At 68.8% G+C, this 6311-nt stretch carries 7 protein-coding genes and 1 pseudogene; 2 read left to right on the forward strand and 6 right to left on the reverse strand.

Annotation, left to right across the window (positions count from 1 at the left end):
• Positions 1-75: 75 nt before the first annotated feature.
• Positions 76-1164 carry a zinc ribbon domain-containing protein gene (locus ACIBK0_RS42720; protein ID WP_399092802.1) on the reverse strand — a complete coding sequence of 363 codons (1089 nt, stop codon included), beginning with the start codon at positions 1162-1164 and terminating at the stop codon, positions 76-78.
• Between the two features lie 202 nt (positions 1165-1366).
• On the opposite strand from ACIBK0_RS42720, the gene ACIBK0_RS42725 reads away from it, so the two are divergent.
• Entirely contained in the window at positions 1367-1690 is a 324-nt protein-coding gene (locus ACIBK0_RS42725) for a hypothetical protein (protein WP_399092805.1), read from the forward strand.
• Between the two features lie 353 nt (positions 1691-2043).
• Here the strand turns inward: ACIBK0_RS42725 and ACIBK0_RS42730 are convergent, their stop codons facing one another.
• The 3 genes from ACIBK0_RS42730 to ACIBK0_RS42740 all read right to left on the reverse strand — a co-directional run bounded on the left by ACIBK0_RS42730 (position 2044) and on the right by ACIBK0_RS42740 (position 3744).
• Complete coding sequence (locus ACIBK0_RS42730) at positions 2044-2670, reverse strand: IS607 family transposase (protein WP_399092808.1); 627 nt, start codon at positions 2668-2670, stop codon at positions 2044-2046.
• Between the two features lie 24 nt (positions 2671-2694).
• Positions 2695-2868, reverse strand: a complete 174-nt coding sequence (locus ACIBK0_RS42735) for a hypothetical protein (protein ID WP_399092811.1) — start codon at positions 2866-2868, stop codon at positions 2695-2697.
• A 72-nt stretch (positions 2869-2940) separates the two neighbouring features.
• Entirely contained in the window at positions 2941-3744 is an 804-nt protein-coding gene (locus tag ACIBK0_RS42740; protein ID WP_399092814.1) for a TrmB family transcriptional regulator, read from the reverse strand.
• Positions 3745-4052: 308 nt separating this feature from the next.
• Between ACIBK0_RS42740 and ACIBK0_RS42745 the strand changes: the two genes are divergently transcribed.
• Positions 4053-5255, forward strand: a complete 1203-nt coding sequence (locus ACIBK0_RS42745; protein ID WP_399092817.1) for a peptidase S8 — start codon at positions 4053-4055, stop codon at positions 5253-5255.
• A gap of 65 nt (positions 5256-5320) precedes the next feature.
• Here ACIBK0_RS42745 and ACIBK0_RS42750 read toward each other — a convergent pair.
• Positions 5321-5647 (reverse strand): annotated as a pseudogene (locus tag ACIBK0_RS42750) (DUF4232 domain-containing protein); the annotation flags it as partial.
• Between the two features lie 235 nt (positions 5648-5882).
• Positions 5883-6311, reverse strand: a 429-nt coding sequence (locus tag ACIBK0_RS42755) for an IS5 family transposase (protein ID WP_399092820.1), incomplete at its 5' end; no start/stop codon positions are given.

Below are 6311 nucleotides of genomic sequence, written 5' to 3' on the forward strand. Positions count from 1 at the left end.
CCTGCACCGGCGTTGCCGGAACCGCCCCCCTGGCACAGCCAGGCTCCGACGCGAAGTGACAACAAGCGTCTCTAATCAGCTAAGCGATCCCATGTCAGACGTAGTGTCTGGCAACGGGATTGTCCACCGTGGAGGGGTGGCGTGGGCGTGCAGGTGGAAGCCCGCGCCCAGTGCCGCTCCTCGTGGCTGGTGCCGGTTGGTGGGTGTGCTGATCGTTGTCACGCCCTGGTACCGGTGGGCTGCGCGGGGCAGCCGGGTCCGGCCCGTGTGAGCGTGTCCCTCCGGACGCTTGCCCGCCGGACCCGAAGGTCTGGCAGGGGAGGGTGTCCGACGTCGCCTGGGCGTCGGACGTGTGGCTCGGTGCCGGGTGGGGCCGGTCTTGGACCGGTCGTTCCGGCTGGTCTTGTCGGTACTCGGCGTGACGACCGCACCCGCTTCGAGCTTGTCCACCACCGTGCGGATCACCATCGCGCCGCTGGCGCGGTCGGTGACGGTCTTGGTCTGGTGGGTGAGACCGCGTGCGGCGATGCGCCGCCACGCCCCGTTGTCGCGGTCGCCCTGCCACCGGCAGGAGGGGCAGAGGGCCCATTTCCATCCGGGTGTGGTGGGCCGGTCGGGGGCTTTGCGGTGCCGCAGTGGGGTGAGGCATTGGGGGCAGTGCTTGGAGGTGTCACGCGCCGGGACGGTGACGACGGCGATCCCGGCTTCGGCGGCGAGGTGGCGCATATGGGCCACGATCTGCCCGCGCACCTGTTGGGAGAGGCGGGTGTTCATCGTGCGGCCCATGCCCTTGGCTTCCATCGACCGCAGGTCTTCGACGTAGATCACCGTGGCCGAGGCGGTGATGGCCTGATCCACCGTCCAGCGTGCGGCAGCCCACGCGAGGGCGTCGTTGAGGTGGGAACGCCGGTCGCAGACGTGCCGGATCTCATCGGACAGGACCGTGTGCCTGGCGGTCAGCGCATGCTGCTCGTTGCCGCCCGTGAGCCGCTGGTAGTGGTCGGACTTGGCGTGCAGGTGCTCGGACAGGCTCCGGAGCCGGTGCTGTTTGGCCAGCACCCCGGCGGCGCGGAACTGTCCACCGGAGCCGAGGGCGGTGATCCGGCCGTCGTCGTGCAGGCGTGCGGCACCGGCGGACAGCAGGGTGTTCAGGCCCCAGTCCACGCCCAGCGCGATCGTGTGACCGGTGCGGGAAGTCCTGGGAACGGCGTGGGTATAGGCGAGATCCGCCCGGACCCGGCCCTGGTGGGATACGCAGGGTGGGCAGGTGCAGCACCGCACCGGCCGGGACCGTCGGCGGCAGCAAGATGGGGCAGGCGACCCAGGTCCAGTCTTTGTACGAGGCCGGATCGGGGCGGGTGGGCAGTTGGAGCCGCAGCAGGGCGCGGCCGGGTTCGTCGGCGCGTTCGATGGCGGCCTGTTGCCCATCGCACGCCGAGAGCAGCAGCAGGTGTGCGGGGCGGGGCGCGGGTTCCAGTTCGAACACATCGACCGGCATCCGGCCGTGCTTGCGGACGAACGCCGCAGTCTGCCGGGTACGGGACTTGATCACGCTGGACGGCAGGAACTGGCCGCCGGGCACCGCCTCGCGCACCGCGTCCCACTCGCGCGTGGTCCGCTTCGCCGGATCGGCGGGCCACGTCTTGAGCACACCGGCCGTCAGGTCGGCGCGCCACTTCGCCGACCGTAGGGCACGCCCGGCCTGCTCCTGCGCCATCCGCACGACGCGATCGTTGACCTTGGCACCCTCGGGCGGCTCCACGGCCCAGCCGAGGCGACGCAGCGCCATCCACGCGTTCGACGGCAGTTTCCTGCCCCCCGCGTCCTCACCGGATGCCAGGGTGTCCACGTCGGCGGTGTTCCAGTGTTCGACGGTCAGCGCACCGACCATGCCCGACACCAGGCCCGCGCACCAGCCCACACGCTCCGCCAGCACAGCGGCGGACAGGAGTTCACCGGTCCTCTCATCCACGCCCGTTCGCAACGAGCCACGCGCGCATGCGGTGCGGGAGGTCTCACCGTCGGCGAGCGGCAGCTTCCGGCTCACCGGCCGCCACCGTCTTCAGCGCACTGGCCGGTCTCGGCGAGTAGCCGTTTGCGGGCCTCTGCCGACCGCATTCCGTACAAACGGCCCGCAAACGTGGTGACCAACGAGACGAAGTCTTCGAGGAGTTCATCCCGGCCGCCAGACTTCTTCGGGTGCAGCACTTCGAGCGTGACGCCGTACACGGCGAACAGACGCTTCAGCCAGCCCACACCGAACCGCGCGAGACGGTCCTCATGCGTCACCCGCACCACACTCACCGAGCCGTCGGACACTATCGCCAGCACCCGATTCAGACCAGGCCGGTTCTCCCGCAGGCCAGAGCCACGGTCCTTGACCACTTTCACGACCTCGCCCCGGGACGTGGCCCGCAGCTCCTCCTCCTGTGCGGCCAGCGAGGACTCCTGCCCGGACGATCCCGAGACACGCACATACAGAACCTCCCGCCTCGGACGGGAAGTTGCCGAGCCGCTTCCGCGCTTCATGTTCTCCACATCGACCGAGGAGAACCGACGCTCACGGCCGACCCAGGAGAACGGGATCTTGCCGTCGATAGCCCACTGGCGAAGCGTCATCGGGTGAATCCCCAGACGCTTCGCGGCCTTGGACATACGCAGCAACTCCACGCGCGCGACCATACATGCACAAAACTAGGGATGACTAATGAAATTGGTGAGCCTGGTGATCGGTCCGGGGTTCTTGCTGGGCCTGACCGCGAGTTCGTCCTCTCCGTGCAAGATCCGGTAGTGGGTGTCCTCGATGACGACGGTGACGATCTTTCCGGCATGTCGTGGGCCGAGCTTGATGAACTGGCCGTTGATCATGAAGCGGCCGCTCGCATGCACCTCGCGGACAGCCCGGTAGCGGTACTCAGTTTCGCCTCGCGATGTCCGCAGTCACGGCCCGGGTGCAGCGTCCTTCCACACAGTGTGGAAGGCCAGCCGCAGGCAGCCCGCGAGCGCCGGGTGCTCAATGAAGAGGGTGGTGGTGGAACCGGCGCCGGCCACCGGGTCGGGCATGTCGCATAGGACGAGGGAGGCGTCGGCTATGACGAGTTTCAGCGGCAGTTCGGGGGCGAAGCGTGCTTCCTCCCCCGCGGCGGCGAAGCGCCGTACGTGCTCCACCGTGTCGGGGTCGTCCAGGGCCTCGTCGAGGTAGATCGCCCGGACGGTGCCGCCCGCCCGGTGGAGGCGGCGGACCACCGTGATGCCCTCCGTGTTCTCGGCGGGGGCGACGAACGGCGGTTTGCAGAAGGTGAGAAGTTCGTGCTGCGCCTGCCGCTGGATGTCGGCGAAACGTTCGGCGATCGCCTTCGGGTCGCGCAGGATCTCGATGTAGTCCAGCGGATCGGTGTGCTCCCGCCCCAGGGACCACAGCGGCTGCAGCACACCGGCCAGCCCCTGTGAGACCCGCTCCAGGCGGTCGACGGACTCGCGTTGCAACGCCATCAGCCGGGCGAGGGCCAACTCGGGCGTGACCGCGGAGTACGTGGCCACACGACCGGGGTGCGAGGTGGCCAACTGCCGCCGTACCAGCGCATCCAGCACGTCGTAGACGCGTTGGCGCGGCACGTCGGCCTCCCGGGCGACCTCGGCGGCCGTGTAGGAACCACGCCTGACGAGTGCCAGGTAGACCCGTGCCTCGTACCGGGCCAGACCCAGAGACATCAGGTCGTTGATGGTTCCGTCTTCAAGCTCCATGGCTGCACAAGGTACCTGCTGGCGCAGGGGAGTTGGTGGGCAAGGTTTTACCAACTCGCGCTGTTCTCTTCGGCAAACCGTCAATAACCTCATCTTCAGCCACCACTGACCGGGGTGGCACACCAACAGAATGCCCGAAAGACGGCTCCGCCCGGCCACCCCCAAGGGAAACCGCTTGTCATGCACGTGACACCACGTGTTCTTCAGGCACTTCCGGCCGCCGACGTGGAGCCAACCATCCCCCCACGGAGGGCAGTTCATTGCGTTCTCACCGCAGAAGGAACCTCATACGTCGCGGCGCACCGGCAGTGCTATCGGCCGCCGGGCTGATCACCGGCGGCCTGGCCGTCGCCGCGCAGTCGTCGGCCTTCGCGACCACGACCACCACCGCATCGTCCCCGGACGTCACGGTGCACACGCACCGGCTGTGTTCGCAGCCGAGCAAGCCCGGCTACATGGCGTGCCAGGCGGAGGTCCGCACCGACCTCAAGTCGCAGAAGTCCCTCGGCCGCCACGACACCCCCAAGGGCTTCGGACCGGCCGACCTCCAGGCCGCCTACAACCTGCCCAAGGACGGCGGCAAGGACGCCACAGTCGCGATCGTCGACGCGAACGACGACCCGAACGCCGAGAAGGACCTGGCGGCCTACCGGTCCCAGTACGGCCTGTCGGAGTGCAGCACCGGCAACGGCTGCTTCAAGAAGATCGACCAGAACGGCGGCACCAACTACCCTGCCCCGGACGCCGGTTGGGCAGGTGAGATCTCCCTCGACGTCGACATGGTCAGCGCGGCCTGCCCGCAGTGCAAGATCCTCCTCGTCGAGGCCAAGTCCGCCAACATGGACGACCTCGGCGCGGCCGTGAACCAGGCCGTCAAGCAGGGCGCCAAGTACGTCTCCAACAGCTACGGCGGCAGCGAGGAAGCCGCGGACACCACCTCGGACGACCAGTACTTCAAGCACCCTGGCGTCGCCATCACCGTCAGCTCCGGCGACAGCGGCTACGGCACCGAGTACCCGGCCGCCTCGCAGTACGTCACCGCCGTCGGGGGCACCTCGCTCAAGAAGGACAGCAGCACCCGCGGCTACTCCGAGTCCGTCTGGGGCACTTCCGCCGGCGGCGAGGGAGCGGGCTCGGGCTGCTCGGCGTATGACGCCAAGCCGTCCTGGCAGAAGGACAGCGGCTGCGCCAAGCGCGCCGTCGCCGACGTCGCGGCCGTCGCCGACCCGGCCACCGGGCTCGCCGTCTACGACACCTACCAGGCCAGCGGCTGGAACGTGTACGGCGGCACCAGCGCTTCCTCGCCGTTCATCGCCGGCGTCTACGCCCTCGCGGGCACTCCCGGCAACGACGTTCCGGCTGCGTACCCCTACGCCCACCCGGACAAGCTGAACGACGTCACCGACGGTGCCAACGGCTCCTGCAGCGACTACCTGTGCAAGGCGGGCAAGGGTTACGACGGCCCGACAGGCCTCGGTACCCCGAACGGTGTCGCGGCCTTCACCAAGTAGCTCCACCAAGTAGACACGCGACGAGGGCTCAGGTCGGTGACCTGAGCCCTCTTGCCGTTGTGACGTCACCAGTTGACGGCGTCGTCCATCGACTGCTGCCAGTACGTCACCTTGAGCGAGTCGTCGACGTACGCGCCCTTCGCGGGCAGCAACGGGTGAGCGCCCGCGCCGACGCTCTCGTTGCCGGAGCGGCCCTGGAAGCAGGCCGTCAGGGACTTCGCGGTGTCGCCGTTCGTGCCGCTGCCGTCGGTGGCGGACAGGTTCACGGAGGCGTAGCCGGACTCGCCCGGCTGGAGCGTGACGACCGCCTGCGGCTTCGAGTCGTCGATGACCGGAGGCACGACCTGGGCCTCGCCGAAGCGGACGGCAGGGTAGCCGTAGAGGTAGCAGGACTCGCCAGGGTCTGCCGGGCGACGTCGCAGGCGCTTGGTAGAGCTGCACCGGCGCTGGATCCTGGCGGACGCGGGACGAGGGCGCAAGGCGGACCAGGCGGTTGCTGCGCCATCCCGGGGGATAACCCCCGGACCCCCAGCAGAAAGGCAGGTCAGTTTGATCGGTGCGGACATCGCCGGGCAAACCTGAGTACTCGGCCAACTGCTGTACATCCACGGCCACTTAGGGGTGCTTTCAGAAAGCCGGGTGTTTGCGGGCGAGGGTCATGCAGTGGGCGAGCTGGAGGAAGGCGTCGTGCATGTCATCGCGTGCTTCCCAACGGATCCGCAGCCGGCGGGGGCCGTGGAGCCAGGCGATGGCGGACTCGGCAACCCACCGGGCTCGACCCAGGCCCGAGCCGTGCGGTTGTCCGCGCCGGGCGATCTTCGGTGTGATCCCGCGCTCGCGCAGTCGGCGGCGATAGATGTCGTGGTCGTAACCGCGGTCGGCATATAACACGCGGGGCTTGCGCCGGGGTCGGCCCCGCTTGCCCCGCACCGGCGGCAGCCCATCGACCAGGGGCAGGAGTTGGGTGACGTCGTTGCGGTGACCGCCGGTCAGGGACACACGCAACGGGGTGCCACGGGCGTCGGTCAGGACGTGGTGTTTCGAGCCCGGTCGTGC

This window comes from Streptomyces sp. NPDC050564, from assembly GCF_044457265.1.
GTDB lineage: Bacteria > Actinomycetota > Actinomycetes > Streptomycetales > Streptomycetaceae > Streptomyces.